Below are 24,463 nucleotides of genomic sequence, written 5' to 3' on the forward strand. Positions count from 1 at the left end.
GCTTTCAACGTTGCAATTAACAACAATCTGCTTTGCTTGAGTTCTGGCCGGATGCCTAGCTCCGGTCAGCCCTTGGGTTTAGCAATTTTCCGTCGCCGTGTCTCTTTGCGAGACCACTCACGACTGAGAAAACATGGACCGCTTTCTATTTCCCAGATGGGTAAATAAGTTCGTACCACTGATGTTTGGCGTTGTCCTCGTTGGGGCCGCCTACGGTGGATCCGTGCTTTTTGTCACCACGTCGCCCGAGATTCTCAATCGGGGCTATCGACCTGAGCAGCCAGTTCCTTTTAGCCACAAGCTTCATGCTGGGCGTTTGAAGATGGACTGTCGCTACTGCCACAATACGGTCGAAAAGGCCAGTCATGCGGCTGTCCCGCCGACTGAAACTTGCGGTAACTGCCACAGCGGTGCCGACTCGAGCGGTGCGACCAAGTACGCCGCGGTGCACGCCACGAGCGTCGCGCTGGAGCCGGTTCGCGAGAGCCTGGCGACCGGCGAATCGATCGATTGGACGCGGGTGCACAACCTGCCTGACTTCGTTTACTTCAATCATAGCGCTCACGTGACCCAAGGGGTTTCGTGCGTTGAGTGTCACGGCCGGGTCGACAAGATGGACGTCGTCCAGGTTGTTGAACCCATCTCCATGTCCTGGTGCTTGGAATGCCATCGCGATCCCGACACGCATATCCGTCCAGCCGACGAAGTCACGAACCTTGCTTGGGGTACCGAGGCAGGCGGCAACGCCATGTCAGACGAAGAAAAGCGTCTGCTCGGCAAGCAACTTCGTGAAGAGTTGAACATTAACCCATCGACTAACTGCTCGACATGTCATCGATAATGCCTGAGAACAAAAAACCGAAATACTGGCGTAGCCTCGGCGAGCTCGAGGGAACTCCTGAATTCGAGCAGTTCCTGCGACAGGAATTTCCGGAAGCTGCTGAAGTGGCCCCTACCGGAATGCCGCGTCGCCGCTGGATGCAGCTGATGGGTGCTTCACTGGCCCTGGCCACCGGTGCCGCTGGCTGCCGCTACCCAGAAGAAGAAGTGGTTGGCTTCCGCTATCCAGAAGAAGAGATCGCACCTTTCTCGCGACGCCCTGAAGGCCGCATTCCTGGTAAGCCAGAGAAGTTCGCCACGACGCTGACCGTCGCTGGCAAGACCTGCCCCGTTGTCGCTACCAGCTACGATGGTCGCCCGATCAAGATCGACGGCAACCAGATGCACCCGATGGTCGCTGGTGCCGATACGTACTCTCAGGCCACGCTTCTGCATCTGTACGATCCCGACCGCAGCCAATACCCGATTGAGCGAGACGTCAACGGTCAGCATTCGCGATCGTGGGACGAATTCGCCGTCTGGTGGAAAGAGCAGTCCAAGAAGTTGGAAGGGGGCAACTCGTCGAAGCTTGCCATCCTGCACCAGACCAACACTTCGCCGACCGTTCTCGCCCAGATGAACGAAGTGGCTAAGAAATTCCCACAAGCCAAGTGGTACCAGTACGAATCGATCACCGGCAACACCACGCTGGGAACAGAACTGGCCTTCGGCAAAAAGCTGCGTCCGCTGCTGAATCTCGAGGCGGCCGATATCGTGGTCGACCTGAGTGCCGACGTTCTGGGTAGCCATGTAACCCATGGCGTGAACAATCAAGGCTTCGCCAAGCGACGTGCTCCTGAAGATGGCCCAATGAGCCGTCTTTATGTCGTCGAAAGCCGTTTCTCGGTCACCGGCATTGCCGCCGATCACCGCCTGGCAGTGGCTGCTTCGCTGATGCCCAGCTTCGTGGCTGATCTGGAGCAGAAGCTTGAAGCGGCTCTTGAAAGTGGCGAAACCAAAGAGAAGCCAGCCGAGAAGATCGACATTGTGATCACCGCCATGGTGAACGACTTGATCAGCCATAAGGGCAAGAGCCTGGTCGTCGGTGGTGAGTCGCTCGACGCCGAAACCCAGGCACGCATCTGGCGGATCAACAGCAAGCTGGAAAACCTCGGCAAGACGGTTTCCTTCATCGAAGAGCCCAAGCTGGCTCGCGACAACGTCGGATCGATTGAAGATCTGACCGCGGCGATGAACGCCGGTCAAGTCGATACGGTCCTCTTCCTGGGTGGCAACCCTGTCTACGATGCACCGGCCGACGTTGATTTGGTTGCCGCCATGGACAAGACCAATACCCAGGTCTACTACGGCGACTATGAGACCGAGACTTCGAAGATGTCTTCGTGGCATCTGCCTGCTTCGCATGGGCTGGAACAGTGGGGAGATGCACTCGCTTACGATGGCAGCTTCTGCATCGCTCAGCCACTGATCTCGCCGATCTTCAAGACGAAGAACCCGATCGAGTTCCTGAGCTTGATCGCTGGTTCCCCGATCAGCGAAACGCTGGAAGCCGTCAAGCAAACCGTCACCACCGCGTTCTCCAGCTCAGCGAGCGAAGCTGCCTGGACCAAGGTACTGCACGACGGATTCATCGCCGATTCCGCCCCAAAAGCGGTCAGCGTCACGATCAACGACTCGCTGGATCTGGGCAACGTCTCGGTTTCCACTTGGCGAGCCGGTCTGGGCGAAGCCTACGATCTGATCTTCCATCCCGGTGCCGGCACTTACGATGGTCGCTTCGCCAACAACGGTTGGCTGCAGGAACTGCCCGAACCGATCACCAAGGTGACCTGGGACAACGTCGTCACCATGAGCCCCAAGACGGCCGAAGAAAACGGCGTCCAACAGGCAGAACTGGTGGAACTGTCGGCCAATGGTAAAACGGTCACCTTGCCCGTTTACATTCAGCCAGGTCAGGCACACGGCACACTCGCCGTCGGACTTGGTTACGGTCGCACGCATGCTGGTGCCGTCGGTGGCAACGTCGATGAAGACATCGCACCGGTCGGGGTCGACGTTGGTCCGCTTCGCACCAAAGAGACGATGAACCTGGCCACAGGTGCCACGTTCAAAGGGACCGGCAAGCAGTTCAAACTGGCCACCACTCAAGACCACTTTGCGATCGACCTGCTCGGTATGCGAGAGATCGGTCGTCGCGTTGGTGAACTGGTTCGCGAAGGGACCGTCGAAGAGTACGAACATCATCCAGACTTCGCCAAGCACATCGTTCACCATCCGCCGCTTGAATCCCTGTGGGAAGAACAAGAGTGGATGAAGGAATCGTACGACGGTCATGCTTGGGGTATGTCGATCGACCTGACCAAGTGCACCGGCTGCAATGCCTGTACGATTGCCTGCCAGTCGGAAAACAACATTCCGATCGTCGGTAAGGAAGCGGTCTCGGTTGGTCGTGAGATGCACTGGATTCGCGTCGATCGCTACTTCAGCGGCGACATGGAAGATCCCAAGGCCGTCTCGCAGCCGGTTACCTGTCAGCAGTGCGAAACAGCTCCGTGCGAAAGCGTTTGCCCGGTTGCCGCCACCGTCCACAGCGACGAAGGCCTCAACGACATGGTCTACAACCGCTGTATCGGTACGCGTTACTGCGGTAACAACTGCCCGTACAAAGTTCGCCGCTTCAACTACCTGGACTGGCGTGCCAGCGATCATCGCTTTGAAGCCGGCAACCAGGAGTTGGCCAAGCTGATCTTCAACCCCGAGGTTACCGTTCGTAATCGCGGCGTGATGGAGAAGTGCACCTACTGCGTGCAGCGAATCCAAAACACAAAGATCGAAGCCAAAGCCGATCGCCGAGCCATCGGACCGAACGAAATTCAGGTCGCCTGCCAAGAGGCCTGTGCGTCGAACGCGATCGAGTTTGGTGACCTTAACAATCCGGAAAGCAACGTTGCCAAGGCACACGCCAATCCGCGTTCGTATTCGATGCTCGTCGAGTTGAATACCAAGCCTCGCACGCGTTACCTAGCTCGGATCACCAACCCGCATCCCTGGTTGGCCCCGGAAGTCACCGACCACGGTGAGCACGGTCATGATGATGAGTCCGACCACGGACACGAGCATGCCGAAGGTGATCACGATCACGACCACGCCAAAGAAGAAGAGAAGCACTAGTTGCTTTTCGAGCGTTTCCCATACCCCCTAAGCAATCAGCCAAAGTTCACATAACCAAGAGTACGAATGGCCACCGTAAACGAAGTCATTGACACCACAATCGACGATCCGGGCAACCGAACGCCGCTTGTGATTGGCGGGCACGACTACGGCTCGATTACCCGGTTGGTGTGCGGCATCAACGAGAGCAAGACCCCCATCGCCTGGTATATCGGCATGTTAATGTCGCTAAGCCTGCTAGGCATGTTGGGCGCCTTGGTCGGTTACCTGATCTTCACGGGCGTCGGTGTCTGGGGTAACAACAACCCGGTCTACTGGGGCTTCCCGATCGTGAACTTCGTGTTCTGGGTCGGTATCGGTCACGCCGGGACGCTGATTTCGGCCATTTTGTTCATCTTCCGTCAGAACTGGCGAACGAGTATCAATCGTTTCGCGGAAGCCATGACGATCTTCGCGGTCGTGTGTGCTGGCCTCTTCCCGGCCATTCACATCGGTCGTGTCTGGGTCTTCTACTGGTTGTTCCCCCTGCCGAGTTTGCAGCTGGCCATGTGGCCACAGTTCCGCAGCCCGCTGCTGTGGGACGTGTTCGCCGTTTCGACGTACGCGACCGTCTCGTTGATCTTCTGGTACACCGGTATGATTCCGGATCTGGCAACTTTGCGAGATCGTACCAATAACAAGATCCTTCGCATCGTCTACTCGATCCTGTCGCTCGGCTGGACCGGTTCGGCCCGTGCCTGGTCGCGGTATGAAAAGGCTTACACACTGTTCGCTGCCCTGGCGGCTCCGCTCGTCCTTTCGGTGCATACGATCGTTAGTTTCGACTTTGCCGTTTCGCAGCTTCCCGGTTGGCATACGACCATCTTCCCGCCCTACTTCGTCGCTGGTGCGGTGTTCTCTGGGTTTGGGATGGTGTTGACGCTGATGGTTCCGGCCCGCCAATGGTTCGGCCTGAAAGACGTCGTGACGCTGCGTCACCTGGAAAACGTCTGCAAGATTTTGCTGGCGACCGGTTCGATGGTCGGTTACGCCTACGCGATGGAATTCTTCATCGCCTGGTATGGCGGCAACATGTACGAAGGCTTCGCATTCATCAACCGTGCATTTGGCCCTTACTGGTGGGCTTACTGGATCATGGTTTCCTGCAATGTGATCAGCCCGCAGTTGTTCTGGTTTAAGGTTTGTCGCACGACACCATGGCTGATGTTCGTGATCAGTATTTTCGTGAACATCGGGATGTGGTTCGAGCGATTCGTGATTACGGTCACCTCGCTGGCCCGTGACTTCCTGCCTTCCTCGTGGGGCATGTTCGAGCCAACGCCGGTCGACTACGGAATGCTGATCGGCAGTTTTGGGTTGTTCTTCACCCTGTTTCTGCTGTTCGTCCGTTTCGGTCCGATCGTCGCGATGGCGGAAGTCAAATCGGTCATGCCCCACCCGCATTCGCCGGTTCACGACGATCCCCAAGCAGCAGCAGACCACGCGTAACAAATCATTTCCCCTGAGTTATCAGCAGGGCATTAAATAGATGTCACAAGAAGCGAACAACACGGAACCCAAGCTGATCGGGCTGATGGCGCAGTTCGACGACCCCGACTCCTTGTTGGCGGCGTGCGAAAAAGTGCGAAAGGCCGGTTACACCAAGACCGATGCCTATACGCCTTTCCCTCTGCATGGCATCGACGAAGCGCTTGGGATCAAACCGACCATCTTGCCATGGATCGTGCTGATGCTCGGTATCATGGGTGGATTCGCAGGCCTCGGTCTGCAGTACATTACCAATGCTGACTGGTATCCGTTCATCATTTCGGCCAAACCTGTCTGGAGCTTGCCGGCCAACATTCCGGTGATCTTTGAGCTGGTCATTTTGCACGCGGCCTTCGCCGTTTTCATCGGTATGCTGTTTTTGAACAAGCTACCGACCTTCTCGAATCCGTTGTTCCGCGTGCCTGAGTTTGCTCGAGCAACCGACGACAAGTTTTTCCTGACGATCGACGTCAATGACGAAAAATACAAGCCTAACAAGACCCGTGATCTACTCGATGGTCTCATCGGTCAAACGGATGTGATCGAGGTCTTCGAAGATCCGAGCCCAGCTGAACTTCCGAAAATCATCAAGTTCGTTGGTATCGGTGTGGCGGTGGTTGCTCTGGTTCCGCCGCTGCTGCTGTGGCGAGCCTATTACCAGACCTCGACCGTTCCACGCATCAATCCGATTCGTGACATGGACGTCCAGCTTCGTGGCGACACACAGACGGTCAGCCCCGTCTTCGCCGACGGCCGCACCATGCGTCCTCGCATTCCAGGCACCGTTGCTCGCGGCGAATGGGTCGATCCGATCATGCTGACTGGTATCGTGCCGGAAACAGGCGAGCAGAACGTACTCTTCCTGCAGGACGAAGAAGCCACTGAAGAAGGTACCAAGAAACCTGCTGAAGAAGAAAATCCAGCTGACGACAAACCGGCGGAAGAGAAACCCGCCGACGAAAAGCCTGAAGCTGACAAGCCCATGGCGGAAGCCAAGCCAGCCCAGGACAAACCAGCGGACGCGAATCCCGCTGATGCTAAGCCAGCCGAAGGCGAAGCACCTGCTCAGCCTGAGGAACCGGAACCGAACTGGGTGAAGATCGCTCCGATCAACGTGACCCGGGCAACGCTTGAGCGAGGACGCAACCGCTACAACATCTACTGCTCCGTATGTCACGGTCTGGCAGGGGACGGCGACGGGCTGGTCTCGCAGCGAGCTCTGCAACTGGAGCAGCCTACCTGGATTCCTCCGACGAATTTGCATACCGATTACCTGCTTACCCAGCCTGATGGCAAGATCTACAACACCATCACGCATGGCATTCGCAAGATGAAAGGTTACGGCGACCAGATTCCCGCTGAGGATCGCTGGGCGATTGTGACTTATGTTCGAGCCTTGCAGAAGACACGAACAGGTACGCCGGAAGAGATTCCAGCCGTTGAGATGAAAGAACTGGAAATTAAAGGTCAGTAAGTAATATGGGCGGTCACCACAAACCAACGATCACAGTGACGGACGACGAATCGATCCGCCTCAATCCGGCTTGGCAGTCGGTGCGACTGGTCGCGATGGCGGTTGGCGTCTTGGCGCTGCTGCTGGCCATGGGAATTGGAATGACGCAGGAGACTTCTTCCTACTTTTTCCATTCCTACCTGACTAGTTTCGTCTACTTCCTGAGCATCTCACTGGGGGCTTTGTTCTTCGTTCCCATCCACCACCTCACCCGGGCTGGCTGGAGTGTCGTCGTACGACGCGTGGCGGAACTACTAAGCCAGAACCTGATCCCTATGGCGATCTTGTTCCTGGTGATTCTATTTCCCGTGCTCTTTGGTAGTCACACGCTGTTCGAATGGAATGATCCTGCGAAATGGGAAGTTGGCTCGGCCGAGTACGATCAGTTGATCGCTCATAAGTCGGGCTACTTGAATTCGATCTTCTTCACGATCCGAGCAATCATTTACTTTGGTACCTGGATCTGCATTGCCCGTTATTTCTTCCTGAACTCCCTGGCTCAGGACGGTAACGGTGACAAGCAAATTACCCTGAAATTGCAGAAGTGGAGTTCACTGGCAGTCGTGCTGTTCGCCCTGACGGTCACCTTCGCCTCGTTCGACTGGTTGATGTCGCTCGATCCGCATTGGTTCAGCACGATTTTCGGCGTCTATTTCTTTGCCGGAAGTGCCCTGAGCTTCTTCGCATTCATGACGGTCGTCATCTTCCTGCTCCAGCAGGATGGCAAGATGGCTAACATCGTGACCAAAGAGCATTACCATGACCTCGGTAAGTACACCTTCGGTTTTACTCTCTTCTGGGGTTACATTGCTTTTAGCCAGTTCCTGCTGATCTGGTATGCGAACATTCCGGAAGAAACGGGCTGGTACCTGCGTCGTCAAGAGAATGGCTGGGCGATCGTAGCCATCATGCTGATCTTCGGCCACTTCTTCATTCCATTCTTCGGCGTCATGTCGCGACATATTCGCCGCAACAAGTATATTCTGACTGGGTGGGCAGTGTTCATTCTGGTTATGCACTATGTAGACCTTTACTACATTGTTATGCCCCAGGTTGCCCATGGAACGGCTGCTCCAAATTTTGGCCTCATTGATGTGTGCTGTATCGTCGGAATTGGCGGTTTATACATTAGCTCGTTGATCTGGTTCGCCACCGATAAGCCGTTGGTTCCCGTTAAGGACCCACGTCTGAGCGAATCGTTGGCACTACAGAATCATTAATAAGGTGATTTGATGACGGAAATCACTGAAGACACTCCCGAACAAGACGTAACCGACGCTACGGTTGAGACGACCAACGGTCACGCACTCGACGCGTCGGACCTTCCGATGTATGACGACATGAACACTCCGGTGATAGCCCTGGTGGGGTTCGTCAGCGCGGTGGTCACCTTCATCTGCATCATTGGGCTGCAAGCGGCTTACCTGCAGTTCGAGAAACAGCAGTACGAAGAAAAAGTCGTCAATGTCAAACTTGAGGTTGAAGACAGCATCGTAAGTGCTCAAAAAGCCAAGCTGAACGACGGATACAGCTGGGTTAACAAGGAAACAAAGACCATCGGCATGCCTATCGAGCAGGCGATGAAGGTGATAGCGGATAAGTACGAGTCGAATTAACCCCTCACGGGATTAAGCACGGATCGAATGCGAGGTTTAGTGACAATTCGTTGGATGTGGGCAGTCGTTTTCTGCTTGGTATTGGCCAACTCGGTGAGGGCTCAGATTGATGAGACTCCCGATGCCGTCGATGGGCTTGGTGTAACTGAGCACTTAAACGAACAGCTGCCTCTAGAAACACAGTTCACGGATGATCGCGGTGCTTTGATTCGTTTGGGCGACTACTTTGACGGCGAGAAGCCGGTCATCCTATCGCTCAATTACTCGAATTGCCCGATGCTTTGCCAGCAACAGCTGAACGGTCTCGTGATGACCTTAAGCGAAATGGATGCCAGCGTCGGAGAAGACTTTCACGTGGTTTCGATCAGCATCGACCCACGCGAGTCTTACCAAAAAGCAAGCAAGACAAGGTTGCGCTACTACCAGGAATACGATCGCCCAGGCACCGCCGATGGGTGGCACTTTCTGGTTGGAGACGTCACGTCGATTATGGCCGTTGCCAAGGCGACTGGGTTTCAATATCGCTATGTCCCCGAGCGAAAAGAATACGCCCACAATGCCGTGCTAATGTTGTGCACGCCGGACGGGCGAATTTCTCGCTACATTTACGGCGTTCAATTCGACGAGCCAACCCTGCGGTTGTCTCTAGTCGAAGCGAGTGAAGGCAAGATCGGGACGACTGTCGATCAGATCATCCTGACCTGCTTCATGTACGACGAAACGGCGGGGCGATACGGCCCCCAGGCCTTCCGATTGATGCAACTAGGAGCGTTCACCACGGTGGCCTGCCTGGCAATCGGATTGATTCCGTTCTGGGTCCTCCGGCGTAGAACAGCGGGCGTAGACGCGAAGTTTAATTCCAATTCGATGGACGGTCACCTTCCGTCCAATGCGACTTAAATACGAAATAAGACAGAGACGAGATGGTCCCAGAAATAGGTTCAACCATGCTTTCCATCCTGGCGGATACCATGTTTTTCCCGCCCGAGCGGTCGACGGTCGCTGGAAGTGTCGACGGGTTGTTTGACTTCATCTACTACCTGTCGTTGTTCTTCTTCGTGCTTATCATTGGTGCGATGATTTACTTCGTTCTGAAGTATTATCAGCGTCCCGGACACACGGAAACGCCTTCCCCTTCGCATAACGAAGCGCTGGAAATCACCTGGAGTGTGATTCCTTCGATCCTGGTCGGCGTGATCTTCTTCTTCGGTTTCACCGGGTATCTCAACGTACGGGAAGCCCCGGAAAACGCCTATGAGATCCAAGTCATTGCGAGCAAATGGAACTGGGTGTTTAAGTATCCCAATGGTGCTGAATCGAGCGACTTGCACATTCCCGTCGATCGCGATGTGAAGTTCCTGCTGCAATCGCAGGATGTTCTCCACAGTTTTTACATTCCTGCGTTCCGCATCAAAATGGACTGCGTCCCGGCCCGCTACACGTCGACCTGGGCACGAGCGACCCACACCACCGGCAGCGGCATTGATGACAGCGGTCATGCCCCGCTTCGTTTATTCTGTGCTGAGTACTGTGGTGAGCAGCACTCCAAGATGCATCGTGGTGTCTTCGTTCACGAAACCGCGGACTTCGATCAATGGGTCGAGAAGGCTGCCAACATTCTGGAAAACAATCCTCCGGAAATCGCAGGCGAGATCTTGTTTAAGCGAAAAGGCTGTGCCCAGTGTCACTCGGTTGAAGGTGATAATTCCGCCAAATACCCTGGACCTCCGCTCAACGGACAGTGGGGAACCGAGCGCCAAGTCATTCCCCGCGGCTCCAGTTCTCCGATTACCGTGACGATGGACGAAAACTACGTTCGTCAGTCGATTCGTCAACCGAACTCCGAGATCGTCGTCGGACGCAAGCCAGGCATGACCGTGTTCACGCCACAGTTGCTCAAGGACGAAGAAATCACGGCGATCATCGCCTACTTGAAGTCAATTAAGTAGAAATTTGCATAGGGCAGCCAAGCCATGTCCACGATTACACCAGAAACACACATTGATAGCGGTCATAACGACGACCCCAGTTCGAACTATCTGACTAGTTCGTCAGGTTTCATGTCGTGGGCCTTCACGCTCGACCACAAGCGGATCGGGGTAATGTACCTCGTTGGGATTTTCGCCGCGTTTTTCCTGGGGGGCGTCCTAGCCCTCCTGCTGCGATTGCACCTGATGGTTCCCAACGGATTGTTTGGCGACTGGGTTTCGCTCAATAGCTACAACCAGTTGTTCACGCTTCACGGTGCGGTGATGATCTTCTTGTTCATCATCCCCAGCGTTCCAGCTGCTCTGGGCAACTTCGTCCTGCCGCTGATGGTCGGTGCCAAGGACGTGGCATTTCCTCGAATGAACTTGGCCAGCTTCCACCTGTGGGTCTTCGGAGCGATCTTCTTTTTGATCGCTCTGGTTACCACAGGCCTGGATACCGGTTGGACCTTCTACACTCCGTACAGTATCGAAACGCAAACCAACGTGATCGCCGCCACCATCGGTGCGTTCATCCTCGGTTTCAGTTCGATCTTTACCGGTTTGAACTTCATCGTCACGGTGAACACCATGCGTCCACCAGGCATGACCTGGTTCAAGATGCCGCTGTTCATGTGGGCCATTTATGCCACGGCGATTATTCAGATTCTGGCGACGCCGGTTCTCGGCATTACGCTGCTGCTGCTGATGGGCGAACGCATTCTGGGCATTGGCATCTTCGATCCAAGCATGGGTGGTGACCCGGTTTTGTTCCAGCACTTCTTCTGGTTCTACTCGCACCCGGCTGTGTACATCATGATTCTCCCTGCCATGGGGATCATCAGCGAACTGATGTCGGTTTACAGCCGTAAGCCGATTTTCGGTTACACGTTCATTGCCTACAGCTCGATCGCGATCGCTCTGCTGGGCTTCCTCGTTTGGGGACACCATATGTTCGTTAGTGGCCAAAGCCCGATGGCGGCGGTGATCTTCAGCGGTTTAACCTTCAGCGTGTCGATTCCCTCGGCCATCAAGGTCTTCAACTGGACCGCCACGATGTACAAGGGAAACATCAACCTGGCAACGCCGATGTGCTATGCCTTGTCGTTTATCTTCCTGTTCACCATCGGCGGTTTGACCGGTTTGTTCCTGGGTGCGTTGGCTACCGACGTTCACCTGCACGATACATACTTCGTCGTCGCTCACTTCCACTACGTGATGATGGGCGGAACGGTGATTGCGTTCGTCGGCGGCCTCTATCACTGGTGGCCTAAGATGTTCGGCGTGATGTACAACGAATTCTTCGGACGCCTGTTCTGTGCGGTGGTCTTCTTCGGATTCAACCTGACCTTCCTGCCACAGTTTGTGATGGGCTCGCGCGGAATGCCTCGCCGTTATGCTACCTACGTCGACGAGTATCAGATTTACCATGTTCTGTCGACGATCGGAGCTTTGGCCCTCGGTATCGGCATGGTGGGTGCGATTGCCGTCCTAGTTATCTCCCTGTTCAACGGACGCAAGGCTCCTGCCAACCCTTGGGGTGCTGCAACCTTGGAATGGACCTGTACCAGCCCACCTCCTTATTACAACTTTGAACACGCACCGCATGTCGATTCCCCCTACGACTATAGCGGCCTGAAATACGATCCTCAGATTGGCGGCTACGTGAAAGATCCCAACGCGCCTAAGCCTGCGGCGGGTCATCACTAAGCGAGCCCTGTATCCCATTGATTCCGTAACGTGACGACGATTAGAAACGAAATTGCCCTATGAGCGCCGCCGTCGAAACCCAAGATCAGGCCCATCATGAGGATGGTGACCATCACGGTCACAGTCCTTTCCAGGCTCACCACTTCGAAACGATGCAGCAGCAGTTCGATGCCGGTAAGCTTGGCATCTGGCTCTTTCTGTTTACGGAAATCCTGATGTTCAGCGGGCTCTTTTGCGCCTACCTGATCTATCGATACAACCACCCGGAAGTCTTCTTGTACGCTCACAAGCAGCTCGATACCACGATGGGTGCAATCAATACGGTTGTGCTTATCGTCAGCAGTTTGACGATGGCCTGGGCCGTTCGTGCTGCTCAGCTTAGCCAGAAGAAGTTGTTGGTCGTCATGCTCAGCCTTACCCTGGCACTCGCCGGCGTGTTCCTCGTGGTGAAGTACTTCGAGTACACGCACAAGTTCGACATCGGTTTGTACACCGGTCGGTCGAACGTGATGTATCAACTGCAACACCCCGACGAAAGCGATTACAACAAAGAGCTGTACGACTCGGCGATCGCGGCCGAAAAGAAAGAAGAAGCAGAGCACAAAGAGGAAGAAGCCCACGCAGTTGCCGAAGCCGAACACGAGGATGAGCATCCTCACGAACATGCCGATTCGCACTCTGCGGAGCACGGCGACTCGCACGCACACGGCCACGGCGGTCCCGAGCAGTTTCTCGATGCTCCACGCAACACACAAATTTTCTTCGGCATCTACTACATGATGACCGGGCTCCATGGTTTCCACATTGTGTTTGGTATGATCGCGATCGGATGGTTACTCTTCCGCTCGATCCGTGGTGATTTCAACAGCGAGTATTTCGGCCCTGTCGACTATGTTGGCCTCTATTGGCACTTGGTCGACTTGATCTGGATCTACCTATTCCCGCTGCTCTATCTCATTCGTTCCTAAACCCAATTTGGGATTCCTGATAATGTCTGACCAATCGACCAATCACTCTGACGATCATGAACATGGCTTGGCCCACGTCATGCCTTTGTCGATCTTGTTTGGTACCTTTATCGCGTTGCTCTTTTTCACCGGTCTGACCGTTTTCCTGGCGGATCAGCACTTGGGTGAAATTGATATTTGGATCGCGCTGGCCATCGCCACGATTAAGGCGGGGCTCGTCGCGACCTACTTCATGCACCTTCGCTACGATAAGCCAATCAACGTTCTGCTGTTTTTGTTCACTCTTGGATTCGTTGCGTTATTCTTCGGCATCACCCTGATTGACTCCGAGCAATACCAACCGCAGATTCAAGATTACTACGAAGCGACCACGACCGTCACCGTGAGCGAGGCACCTGTACCGGCTGCTGAATAATCTGCCGGTGGCGGTTATCGGTGGAGCCCTGACGACCGATGCTCAGGAATTCTTACTCTGCGATTTCGATGCGCCGCGATGAATATCAGGCCAAGTTCGGTTTTGCTCTGTTCATCGCCTCGCTGACGATGTTCTTTCTCGCTAGTCTGGCAGCCTACGCAATCATTCGCAGCAGTTCTGGGGCACCAGCCATCTCGCTGGGCTCGTTTCCACTAAGCTTAATCGCCAGTACGATCAGCATGTTTGGTGTCAGCTTTGCCATGCATAAGGCGGTAGCCAATGTGCGTCGCGAACGACAGATCCCTTTCCGACGATGGTTGATTACAGCCGCAGTGATCGCGATCGTCTTCTTGGTTTTTCAGTCACTAGGCCTGCACGCACTTTTGGACATGCATCGCCTGGCTCTAGAAGATGGGGTGACCAAACAGTTCGGATTGATGTTCTTTCTCGTGCTGGTTCACGCCTTGCACGTTGTCGGAGGCATTTCCTTCTTGAGCGGGGTTCTGGTTCGGGCTCGCCACGATGCCTACGATCATGAGAAACACTGGACCGTTGACATCTGTGCGTTGTATTGGCACTTCTTAGATGTCGTCTGGATCGTGATGCTCGGCACCTTCTTGCTGGGCCGTTAGCTTGCCTCTTGAATCGTGGCGAGTTCCTCCCACCGCTCCAGGCAAGCCAGCAATTCTGCCCCGACCGATTCCAGGCGCTGCGAAACTTGTTTGATCTCGTCTTGCGACTTCTGATAGAAGCTCGGATCGGCCATCTTGGCCTGAAGCTCTTCCTGCTCCGCTTCCAGACTCTCGATCTTCTCTGGCAGGCCGTCCAGTTCTCGCTGCTCTTTGTAGCTCAACTTTCGCCCTCGGGGCTTACCAGCGTCCTTCTTTTCAGCAGCAGGCTTAGACGCCTCGGGCGGCTTGGCTTCCGGTTTGGCAGCTTCAAATGGGGGCGTTGTGTCCTTGTTGTGTTGAATGAGGTAGTCGTCGTAGCCGCCTGCGTATTCCAGCACGACGCCGTCTCCTTCAAATGAGATGGTGCTGGTCACGACGTTGTTGAGGAACTCTCGGTCGTGGCTAACCACCAAAACGGTACCGGGATAGTTCACGACAAGGTCTTCCAGCAGTTCCATCGTGTCGGAATCGAGGTCATTGGTTGGTTCGTCGAGTACCAACACATTCGAAGGCTTGGCAAACAACTGGGCCAGCAGCAAGCGATTGCGTTCGCCGCCACTTAAATATTTGATGGCGCGATTGGCTTGTTCCGGCGTGAAGAGGAACTCTTGCAAATATCCCACCACGTGTTTCGACTTGCCGTTGATTTTGACGAACTCGTTTCCTTCACCAATGTTCTCGCGCAGCGTCTGTTCGGGATCGAGACGAGCCTGAAGTTGGTCGAAGTAGGCGATCTGCACATTCGTGCCGACTGTAACCTCTCCCTGGTCAGGCTTCATTTGCCCCAGCAGAATCCGCAAAAGCGTCGACTTGCCGATACCATTACGACCGATAATGCCGACTTTGTCTCCCCGCATGATCACCGATGAAAAGTTGTTCACTATCCGCACGTCACCAAAGCGGTGCGCGAGCTGATCGGCCTTGAAGACGAGTTGCCCGGAACGATCGCCGACATGGGCTTCCATTTTCACGCTGCCAACATGCTTGCGACGATCCCGGTATTCGTCCCGCATCTTCTTCAAAGCACGCACGCGACCTTCGTTTCGCGTTCGTCGAGCCTTGATACCTTGGCGGATCCACACTTCCTCTTGGGCCAGTTTCTTATCGAAGAGAGCTTGTTCTTTTTCCTCGGCCTCGAGTGCGGCGGCTTTTCGTTTCAAGAACTCGTCGTAGCCGCACGACCAACTCGTCACACGGCCGCGATCCACGTCGATCACGCGAGTCGCCAATTTTCGAGCAAAAGCCCGGTCGTGAGTGACGAAGACAATCGAGCACGAAATGTTCGTCAGCAGCTTTTCAAGCCACAAGATCGAATCGATGTCCAGATGGTTCGTCGGTTCGTCCAGAAGCAAGAGATCCGGTTCATTGACCAAGGCCCGGGCCAGTAGCACACGACGTTTCATCCCTGCCGACAGCTTCTGAAAGATTAATTCTCCGTCGAGCCCCGTTTTCGTCAGCGTTTGCTCGATTTGATTTTGTAAGTTCCAGCCATCCTGGGTATCGATTTCGTGTTGTAGCTCATCCAGACGCCTGGCCGTTTCATCACTTGGGTTCTCGGCCAGTTGATGGGTTAGTGAATGGTATTCGCGCAAAATCTCCGCCAGATCCCCCACGCCGTCGGCTACCACATCGTAAATCGTGCCGCGGTCGTCGGTGGGCACCGTCTGAGCCATCTGGGCTCGCGTCAGCCCGGTCGACAGAGCAATCTCGCCATCGTCGGGGATGACTTCTCCAGCCAGGATCTTCAGCAGGGTCGACTTCCCGGCCCCATTTCGCCCCATCAGGCATACCCGTTGCCCAGGCTCGAGGACGAACGACACGTCCGTAAATAAAGGCCGGTCGTGGTAAGAATGGCGAACGTTCTTTAACGTGATCAGCGGCATAAGGGTCAATAGCCCGAAGGACAGGCGAAAGCGGCAAACTCTTAGAATTTCTAGACCTCTATCGTCGCGGAAAAGGCCCGTTTGCAAAAGCCCGGACTTCGATTCTCAGCGAACAATTCACAGCTGATGCCAGCACCAGCGAACACTTTTCTCCTTCCCGTGTCCACTTCTTCATAGAACGCCGAAGCCAAACGGTCAGGCGGCTGTCTGCAAAACAGCTTCTCGTGGGTTCGACTCCCACCGGCGTTTCCTTTTAAGTAAGGACTGAGGTCGCTTTACTGGCGGCAATCGCGCTCAAGCGTCATGCGGGTCAGCAGCGGTTGTGCCGTGGACAGGTTCTAAATGGCGGCTTCAAGTCGGATAGCTCAAAGGTAGAGCACCAGTTTTGAGAACTGGTTGTTACAGGTTCGATCCCTGTTCCGACCCAAGGTTTTTCACACCTTGACCACCCTGGGGGCGAAAGCCCTCCACCATGAGAGCCGGCGGTAAGCGGGCGATCGTGTGGTCAGCCTTTCCACTGCGACTGAGTGAATACCGACCTTTTCGTCTTACTTCGGTAAGGGAAGTGGAAGGTGCACGCGAGTCGCACAGAAAGGCACCAGTCAAACATGCCATGCAGTTTGATGATTCGTCTTCATCCGCATGCGGGGAAAAGGATTGGAAACTGATTTGCCGGAAAGTGTGCTTCGGCCGCTGACCTGCATCTGGGTAGAAAGTCCTGGCACCCGCTTGCCGTGAGCACGAACGCATAACTCCGCATGTTTTCCTGGGACCAATGCGAACGTTCGCTTGCCAAAGGTGTCTCTTTTCTAACCAAGTTTCAAATCATTACGTTTTCCATTGATCTGAGTGCAGACCTTCCTGTTTTGTCGCGTTGTACCGCAAGGAGGTGCAACATGTTGTTCAAGAAGTTCAAGATTCGCAACTACGAAATCGGATTGCTGTTCCGTGATGGCAACTTCGCGGGACTCTTGCAGCCTGGTACGCACCGAATGTTCGACCCATGGGGCAAGGTCCGCGTGACGGTTACTTCGCAGCGTGATCCATGGTTGGAACACGAACAACTCGACGTCATGGTGAAGTCGGGAGCACTCAAGGACCGCGCGGTCGTTGTCGACTTGAAGCAGCATCAGCGTGCTATGGTATGGATCGACGGTCGCTTCAATCGGGTTCTGGGACCGGGATTGTATGCGCTTTGGGCCTCATTTCGCGACGTCCAGATCGAAACGTACGATGCCCGGGAAGTTCGTTTCACCCACAAGGACCTCAAGGCGATCTCGCGTGAACCGACTGCTCGTTTGCAACTTGATATCTGTGACGTCGATCGTGAATGCGCAGGAGTTCTGTACCTCGACGGCCGATATGTCGAAACGCTTGCCCCAGGCACGTACGCGTTCTGGCGCGGTCCAGCCGATGCTCGCATCGTGCAGGTTGACCTGCGTGAAACGATGATCGACATCTCAGGTCAGGACATTATGACTTCCGACAAGGTCACGTTGCGGATGAACGCCGTAGCGACCTACAAGATTGCTGACGCTAAGCAGGCGGTTACCGTCGCTGGCGATGCCCAGCAGGCTTTGTATCGTGAAGTCCAGTTCGCCCTGCGGAGCGTAGTCGGTGCACGTGAACTCGATGACTTCCTGACCGATAAGGATTCGGTCGCGGAAGAACTCGAGAAGGCAGTCCGGCCTCGCGCCAGCGAGTTGGGTCTAAATTTGATCCGGGTAGGCATTCGTGATGTGATCCTGCCAGGCGAAATGAAGGACCTGATGAACAAGGTAACCGAAGCCAAGAAGGCAGCGGAAGCTAACCTCATCTCTCGCCGTGAAGAAACGGCTGCCATGCGCAGTCAGGCCAACACGGCCAAGATGTTGGCAGATAGCCCAACGCTGATGCGTCTGCGAGAACTGGAAGTCCTCGAAAAGATTGCTGCCAGCGGAAAGCTGAACATCGTCCTGGGCGAAAAGGGTCTGGCCGACCGCGTGGTAAACTTGTTGTAAGTAAGAAAGGCAGTTCGTTCCCGTTAACGTACTGCCTTTTCTCATTTTCTCAAACGAACATCCGCTTTAAATCGGGAAGTCTACTTGGCCGCCGCCTGCCGACCCGTAAGCGATCTTTCCCGAGAAATTTGTCTTACAGCAACGGCTCTGCAATCGCCCTGGCCTGCGGAATTTATACCGCACCTGATCACTCAGTGCGCAGCACTCTGTGATGAACTCTTCATTACTTGTGTCGTTATCAGGTCTCGTTTTTTGAGCAAATTATCGCTAGAACCTCGCACTGGGGCTAAGTGGATTCGTTGAGTTCACCTCCTGCTGCCTCCTTCAGCACGCCGTTCGCACATTGGCATAGCACACCAACCAACAAGCTTATTCCACAAAACGTACTTTTTTGCGTAAGTGATTTAATCAACCACTAAGTAAAACTGGCATGTCGTTTCTTAGTATTCTGCTGAAGTGATCACAAAAGACTCTTCCCTTACCAACTTCTTGGCACGCTCATTGCCAACTGGCTGAGTGGAATTGAAAAGAGGTTTTGGGTTCGCTGGGAACTAACCCGGAGGTAAGTTTGACGAACCGCAACTTTTACCCGCATGAGGTAACTGATGAGTAAGGGATTTTTGATCGACATGGATGGCGTCATGTATCGCGGGGGACAAATGATCCCAGGCGCCGATGCATTCATTCGACAGCTTCGAGATGATGGTACTCCGTTTCTTTTCCTAACCAACAACAGTCAGCGGACCCGTCGCGACGTGGTGACCAAGTTGGCCCGCATGGGAATCGAAGTGGAAGAACAGCAGGTCTTTACCTGTGCAATGGCAACGGCGCGGTTTCTCGCCAACCAGAAACCAAACGGCACCGCTTACGTGTTAGGGGAAGGGGGGCTGTTAAACGCGCTTCACCAGAATGGATACTCGGTAGTCGACCATGACCCAGACTTCGTGGTAGTCGGGGAAGGTCGCACCCTGAACTGGGACATGCTCGAAACGGCAACCCAAATGATCCTGGATGGCGCTAAGTTGATTGCGACCAACGATGACCCGAACTGCCCGACTTCGCGCGGAACGCGTCCAGGTGCGGGGGCAACGATCGCTTTTCTCGAAAAGGCAACCGGCCGAAAGGCGCTAAGCATTGGCAAGCCAAGTCCGCTAATGATGCGTATGGCCCGTAAGGAAATTGGCCTGGAAACTTCCGAGACCGTAATGATTGGGGATACGATGGAAACCGATATTCTCGGTGGCGTCCAAATGGGCTACCAGACGATCCTGGTGCTCTCAGGCGGTACACAGTTAGCGGATATTCCCAAGCATCCGTATCAGCCTGATTTGATCATCGACTCGGTCGCCGAGTTGGTGCGAAAAAAAGATGAACAAGTCGTCTTGCGAACCCCAGTGACGGTACCAGACGACTCCGCCAATGAATTCGTGGCTTCGCTGCGACGATAAGGGTCCAGTTAAGCTTCGTTTTTTAAGCGACGGTCACGACATCAGAGCGTTGGCCTCGTTCCCCTTCCCTCCGCGTGCCCGGTTAAGACGGCCTTTCCAGGCGCAACAATGGCCACAGCAACTCCCGCCGGTGCCGTTCCTGCTAGTAGACTTATTCTGCCGAATTTAAGAATCCAAGAGCGGACGTCACGTTCTTCCTGGTTGACGTGGCGTCCGTTACTCTTCTTTCTGTAGCTTCGAATGCGTCATCAGCGTTCGCAGATCGTCGATACCCACTGGCTTGACCAGATGCACATCGAAGCCGGCTGCCTCCGATAGAATTCGATCTTCGTTTTGACCGTAGCCAGTTACGGCCACTAGAAGGATTCGATTTTCTGGATCGACACCACGGATCCGCCGCGCTACCTCGTAGCCGTCCATCTCGGGAAGGCCGATATCCAGCATGACGACACTCGGATTGAGTTCACCGATCATGTCCAATGCTTCCCGTCCGCTGGCTGCGGATTCAATTTCGTGGTTGGCTAACGCGGCAAGCAGCCGGGACAAAAGGTGCCGGGCGCTCTTATTATCATCCACGATAAGAATCTTCTGAATGCCAGCGTCTTGGTATGTCTTCACCTCGGTCACTTCGTCAGGCGCTTTCTTCAGAATGGGTAATTGAACGATAAACTCACTTCCCTGTCCTGTTCCTTCGCTTTTGACTTCAACCGTACCTCGATGCAGTTCCACGAGGCTTTTGACGATCGTCAGACCGATACCAAGACCGCCAGGCTCGCGATCGAAAGATCGCGACGATTGGGTAAACAGCTCAAACACGCGTGGCATGAGCTCCTGGTCGATACCAATCCCATTATCCCGAAACGAAACTTGGACCTTGCTTCCATTACGCACCGCGGAAACGGTGATATGTCCGCCACTTTCGGTATACTTCACTCCATTGATCAACAGGTTCTCGAATATCTGCGCCAGCCGAACCGGGTCGGCTTTCAGCCAGACGGGCTCTTGGAGAATATCAGACGAGAAAGTAATTCCCTTTTGCTCGCCATAGGGCTCGATCGCTACGAGTGCCTTTTTGATGACTTTCTGAAGCTGGACGTTCTCTTTCCTCAGTTCCACTTTTCCACGAGTGATTCGAGATACGTCTAGCAAGTCATCCACTAGCCGGACCAGGTGCCGAACCTGTTCTTCCATCACTTCCAACGGCTCTTGCGGACTGCGGGGGTCCATCATCAACAGATCGATGCCGCTGCGGATTGGTGCTAACGGATTACGCAACTCGTGAGCCAGCATGGCCAGGAACTCGTCTTTACGACGGTCTGCCTCCTTCAGGGCTTGCTCCAACTCCATCTGCTCGGTGATATCGGTATTGGTGCCGAACCAACGAATCACACGGCCATCCTTATCGCGTATTGGAACGGCCCGCGATAAGAACCAGCGGTAGACACCATCATGACGACGTAGCGGAAAAGTATCTTCCCAGACACATTCCTTTTCTGCGCACTCGGCAAGCTTAGCGTGCACGCGCTCGATATGGTCTGGATGATGTACATTGGCCCAGCCAACTTGCTTCGCATCGTCAAACGTTTGTCCGGTGAATTCGTACCAACGACGGTTATACCAAGTTACCTCGCACAGTTTGTCGCATGTCCAGGCCAACTGGGCAAAGTTATCGGCAAGGTCACGAAACCGTGCCTCACTTTCGTGAAGCAACTTTTCCGCTTCATAGCGTTTCGAGATATCTTGAATCAGAGCATAGTAACCAACGACCGCCCCATGCACGTCAAAATGCGGGATGTACTCCACATGGACGAATCTCGCCGGACCGTGTCGAAAGGGAAGTTCGCTATCCCACGCCACCCGTTCTCCGGAAAGTACGGTCTCGATTTTGCTGCGAGCAACTTCAAAAGCTTTCTCGCCGACGACTTCCCATACCGGCTTTCCAATCACTTCGTCAAGGGAAATACCGAACCACTTTTCATAGCTGGCATTGGCGAACTGATATCGGTGATCCTTGTCGACGTACGCCAAAAGCACCGGCATGGCATCTGCGACTAGCGAGAGTTGAGTTCGCTGGAGATGCAGCAGCTCTTGCGTTTCTTTCAACTGCGTGATGTCCTGGAAAGTTGCCACGACCCCTTCAATCCGATTGTCGTGCGTGCGATAAGGCAATAGCCGACGAACGAAAACCTTTCCTTCCTCTGCTTCAACCTCGCGTTCGACCAACGTCAACGACTTCAACACTTCCCGTGCGTCGTCCATAAAAGAGCCGTCGGTGACCTTGTGGGCCAGATCACTGATGGGTCGGCCGATATCGGTGCGAATCAAGCTGAACAAGTCGATCGCTTCCGGCGTGAAGTTGCGAACTCGGAATTCAGTATCCAAGAACACTACGGCAATTCTTGTGCTCGAAATCAAGTTATCGAGATCGTTGTTGGTCGATTCCAGTTCGGCGAGTTTGTCCTCTAACTGCACATTGAGCGTCGTCAGTTCCTCGTTGAGTGACTGTAGTTCTTCCCGCGAGGCCTCTAACTCCTCGGTGCCTGATTGTAATTCTTCATTGACGCTCATCGCCTCTTCGTGAGACGCTCGCAACTCTTCGTTGGCTTGCTCGAGCTGCTCGATCGTGTGACTCAACTCTTCGCGCGTCTCCATCAGTTCACGTTCGAGCGTCTTGACTAATTCCTCGTGGGAATCCGTCGTGGCGAGGGACGCAAGATCACTCGATGGCGACGACGTCAGCCCCGGCGACTTTACCGATTCATCTTCTTGCAGCCGGATGAAAATGAGCCGCTGTTGGCTTTCCGGATCGGTCATCTTGCGAACGTACCCTTTGACGTCCATCGTCGAGCCGTCCGATTGATTGAGCTTGGCGCGGTCGAAAGAGACCTCCTGTTCTGATTCAAGTCGGCCAATTGCTGCACGCAGCTTCAAATGCAGACCGGGACGAACGAGTTCATAAACCGTGTAGCGTTGTTCCCCCTCGGGGATCTTCAAGAAGCGATCTCCACTTCCCCCCACGAAGATCGGCTGCAATTTATCGTTGAGGACCAAGACGACCGAACCGGTCGACTTCCAAAACATCTCTGCGGCGAGTTCTCGCAAACTCGGCGGCTGCGGACGGCGGAAACTAGGCCGCCGCGGGGCAACTCGCTTCGGGGTTTGAGGAGCCGGAAGGATAAAGCCGTTCGAGCCGCTTTCGGCGGCGCGTTGAAAGATCCGGCAATGAGCATCGACAGGCTCAAACCCTTGATCGACGCGTCCCGCCGTCTCTGAATTGCCAAGCAACAAAAAACCCTCGGAATTCAACGCAAAGTGAAACTTTCGCAGAATGTTGGCCTGTGCTTCCGGCTCCAGATAGATCAGCAAATTGCGGCAACTGATCAGATCGAGTCGAAAAAACGAAGGGTCCCCTTTCAAGTCATGTGCGGCGAAGACGACCATTTCGCGGACTGATTTGGAAACACGATAGACGTCCGCTTCGCGCGTAAAATACTTACGTGCCCATTCAGGCTTGATGTCGGCAGCGATCGTTTCCGGATAAATACCCGCGCGTGCTGTCCTTAGCGCATGATTGCTGATATCCGTGGCAAAGATTTGAATTCGTACGTCACGTTTCTCGGCAATGGCATCGGAAAGCATCATCGCCATGGTGTAGGCTTCTTCGCCGGTAGCGCAGCCGGGAATCCAGATACGAATGGGATCGTTCGAACTTCGATTCTCAATGAGCTTGGGAAACACCAGGTCAGACAGTTTTTCCCAGACTTCCGGATTCCGCATGAATTGCGTTACACAGATCAGAAGATCCTGGGCCAGCGCTTCGACTTCCTCAGGACGATCCTTCAGCCGGTGGACATACTCGCGGATGTCGGAGACGCCGGATAAACCCATTCGGCGCTGGACACGTCTCAATAAGGTTGTGTGTTTGTAGTTGCGAAAATCGTACTCGGCATGAAAGTGAAGTATGTGCTGGATCTCTTCCAGTTCAGCTAAAAACTGGGCGGGATCGAGAGTCGAATCGTCAAAAAGAGAATTGTGATCGACGTAGCTCTCAAGCGACCTGGCCAATTGAGCTACCGGCTGAACGTAGTCGGCTTGCCCTGTTTCCATCGCATTGAGCGGCATCGAATCATGCCCCGCTTCATGCGGATGCTGCACCATGACCATGCCACCGCACTCTTTGATCTCGCGGATACCGAGCGTCCCGTCACTACCGTTGCCTGACATGATAATACTGACGGCATCCTGACGTTGATCCCGAGCCAAGCTACGTAAGAAATAGTCGATCGGGTGCCGCCAGCCTCGCGATTCAGCCGACGGAGTGACCTGGAATTCGCCGGATTGGATCGCCACGTCCTGACCCGGTGGAGCAACGTACACGTAGCCACTCTCGATGACTTGTCCTTGCTCGACGGATAAGACTTTCAGGTCGGTATGCTTGGAAAGAATCTCCGGTAAGAGACTATCGTGGTCCGGCATCAAATGTTGAACGACGACAAAAGCCATCCCCTGGGGCTGCGACAGGGCAGAAAAAAACTTCTTGAGAGCCTCTAGCCCGCCCGAAGACGCACCGATCCCGATGACCGATAGAGGTTGTCGAGACTTGCCGGAATTTCGGCCAGCATCCGATTCTCCGGCCGATTCTGCAGGTGCCATAAAGTTCCAATATTTCGAACGGAGTTGGTCGTTCGTCGTAAGAAGGTCCAGGGGAGCGGCGTTAGACTTCAAGCCAAGTCG

At 54.4% G+C, this 24,463-nt stretch carries 16 protein-coding genes and 2 tRNA genes; 16 read left to right on the plus strand and 2 right to left on the minus strand.

What is annotated here, in order from left to right:
- The first annotated feature begins 133 nt into the window (after positions 1-133).
- The 12 genes from Pan97_RS18270 (at position 134) to Pan97_RS18325 (ending at position 14,359) form a co-directional block, all read left to right on the plus strand.
- Positions 134-841 (plus strand): cytochrome c3 family protein, encoded by a 708-nt coding sequence (locus tag Pan97_RS18270; RefSeq protein ID WP_144975054.1) that lies wholly within the window; start codon positions 134-136, stop codon positions 839-841.
- Positions 841-4,011: a TAT-variant-translocated molybdopterin oxidoreductase gene (locus Pan97_RS18275; protein ID WP_144975056.1), complete on the plus strand. Its 3,171-nt coding sequence runs from the start codon at positions 841-843 to the stop codon at positions 4,009-4,011. The genes Pan97_RS18270 and Pan97_RS18275 overlap by 1 nt, the downstream gene beginning before the upstream one ends.
- Positions 4,012-4,077: 66 nt before the next feature.
- On the plus strand, positions 4,078-5,499 hold the full coding sequence (gene nrfD, locus Pan97_RS18280; RefSeq protein WP_144975058.1) for an NrfD/PsrC family molybdoenzyme membrane anchor subunit: 1,422 nt from the start codon (positions 4,078-4,080) through the stop codon (positions 5,497-5,499).
- Between the two features lie 40 nt (positions 5,500-5,539).
- Positions 5,540-7,012: a quinol:electron acceptor oxidoreductase subunit ActD gene (locus Pan97_RS18285; RefSeq protein WP_144975060.1), complete on the plus strand. Its 1,473-nt coding sequence runs from the start codon at positions 5,540-5,542 to the stop codon at positions 7,010-7,012.
- A gap of 35 nt (positions 7,013-7,047) precedes the next feature.
- Positions 7,048-8,271, plus strand: a complete 1,224-nt coding sequence (locus Pan97_RS18290) for a quinol:cytochrome C oxidoreductase (protein WP_196782146.1) — start codon at positions 7,048-7,050, stop codon at positions 8,269-8,271.
- Between the two features lie 12 nt (positions 8,272-8,283).
- On the plus strand, positions 8,284-8,667 hold the full coding sequence (locus Pan97_RS18295) for a hypothetical protein (protein ID WP_144975064.1): 384 nt from the start codon (positions 8,284-8,286) through the stop codon (positions 8,665-8,667).
- Positions 8,668-8,706: 39 nt separating this feature from the next.
- The gene (locus Pan97_RS18300) at positions 8,707-9,567 is read left to right on the plus strand and encodes an SCO family protein (protein ID WP_165698833.1); all 861 of its coding nucleotides are present in this window, start codon (positions 8,707-8,709) and stop codon (positions 9,565-9,567) included.
- Between the two features lie 47 nt (positions 9,568-9,614).
- On the plus strand, positions 9,615-10,616 hold the full coding sequence (gene coxB, locus Pan97_RS18305) for a cytochrome c oxidase subunit II (RefSeq protein ID WP_165698834.1): 1,002 nt from the start codon (positions 9,615-9,617) through the stop codon (positions 10,614-10,616).
- 24 nt (positions 10,617-10,640) lie between these two features.
- Positions 10,641-12,344 carry a cytochrome c oxidase subunit I gene (locus tag Pan97_RS18310; protein ID WP_144975068.1) on the plus strand — a complete coding sequence of 568 codons (1,704 nt, stop codon included), beginning with the start codon at positions 10,641-10,643 and terminating at the stop codon, positions 12,342-12,344.
- 59 nt (positions 12,345-12,403) lie between these two features.
- Positions 12,404-13,312: a cytochrome c oxidase subunit 3 family protein gene (locus tag Pan97_RS18315; RefSeq protein WP_144975070.1), complete on the plus strand. Its 909-nt coding sequence runs from the start codon at positions 12,404-12,406 to the stop codon at positions 13,310-13,312.
- A gap of 22 nt (positions 13,313-13,334) precedes the next feature.
- On the plus strand, positions 13,335-13,727 hold the full coding sequence (locus Pan97_RS18320; RefSeq protein ID WP_144975072.1) for a cytochrome C oxidase subunit IV family protein: 393 nt from the start codon (positions 13,335-13,337) through the stop codon (positions 13,725-13,727).
- A 68-nt stretch (positions 13,728-13,795) separates the two neighbouring features.
- Positions 13,796-14,359 (plus strand): cytochrome c oxidase subunit 3, encoded by a 564-nt coding sequence (locus Pan97_RS18325; RefSeq protein WP_165698835.1) that lies wholly within the window; start codon positions 13,796-13,798, stop codon positions 14,357-14,359.
- Here the strand turns inward: Pan97_RS18325 and Pan97_RS18330 are convergent.
- Positions 14,356-16,218, minus strand: coding sequence for an ATP-binding cassette domain-containing protein (locus Pan97_RS18330; protein ID WP_241676319.1), 1,863 nt, complete (start codon positions 16,216-16,218; stop codon positions 14,356-14,358). The genes Pan97_RS18325 and Pan97_RS18330 overlap by 4 nt on opposite strands.
- Positions 16,219-16,458: 240 nt before the next feature.
- Between Pan97_RS18330 and Pan97_RS18335 the strand changes: the two genes are divergently transcribed.
- From Pan97_RS18335 to Pan97_RS18350, 4 genes are all read left to right on the plus strand, one after another.
- Positions 16,459-16,530: transfer RNA gene (locus Pan97_RS18335), tRNA-Cys, on the plus strand.
- 106 nt (positions 16,531-16,636) lie between these two features.
- Positions 16,637-16,707: transfer RNA gene (locus tag Pan97_RS18340), tRNA-Ser, on the plus strand.
- 470 nt (positions 16,708-17,177) lie between these two features.
- On the plus strand, positions 17,178-18,281 hold the full coding sequence (locus Pan97_RS18345; protein ID WP_144975078.1) for a slipin family protein: 1,104 nt from the start codon (positions 17,178-17,180) through the stop codon (positions 18,279-18,281).
- A 605-nt stretch (positions 18,282-18,886) separates the two neighbouring features.
- Positions 18,887-19,729, plus strand: coding sequence for a TIGR01457 family HAD-type hydrolase (locus Pan97_RS18350; RefSeq protein WP_144975080.1), 843 nt, complete (start codon positions 18,887-18,889; stop codon positions 19,727-19,729).
- Positions 19,730-19,945: 216 nt separating this feature from the next.
- Here the strand turns inward: Pan97_RS18350 and Pan97_RS18355 are convergent, their stop codons facing one another.
- Entirely contained in the window at positions 19,946-24,382 is a 4,437-nt protein-coding gene (locus Pan97_RS18355) for a CheR family methyltransferase (protein WP_165698836.1), read from the minus strand.
- Positions 24,383-24,463: the final 81 nt, after the last annotated feature.

It is taken from the genome of Bremerella volcania, from assembly GCF_007748115.1.
In the GTDB taxonomy this organism is placed as follows: domain Bacteria; phylum Planctomycetota; class Planctomycetia; order Pirellulales; family Pirellulaceae; genus Bremerella; species Bremerella volcania.